The 278-nt window shown below is 43.5% G+C and carries 1 protein-coding gene; it reads right to left on the bottom strand.

The genetic code is table 11. The features are described 5' to 3' along the window. The coding region (locus tag VJI77_RS07460) for a CoA-transferase (RefSeq protein WP_323988960.1) at positions 1 to 260 on the bottom strand (260 nt) is incomplete at its 3' end. Positions 261 to 278 lie beyond the last annotated feature (18 nt).

Raw genomic sequence — 278 nt, forward strand, 5'->3', positions numbered from 1 at the left:
ATTTCGGGAACATGATCCGGGATGACAAGCTTGCCGGCTGTTTTGCTTATTATTTCTTCCACTGAAACCCCTGGTGCGCGTTCAAGCAAAACAAAACCTGTATTGGTAATATCGAGTACTGCCAATTCGGTTACTACTTTCTTTACACAACCAACACCTGTTAATGGCAACGTACAGGCAGGCAGTAATTTACTTTCTCCTTTTGGGTTGGTATGCATCATTGCCACAATAATATTTTGCGCACTGGCTACCAAATCCATGGCACCTCCCATTCCTTT

This window comes from Parvimonas sp. D2 (assembly GCF_035282635.1).
In the GTDB taxonomy this organism is placed as follows: Bacteria; Bacillota; Clostridia; order Tissierellales; family Peptoniphilaceae; genus Parvimonas.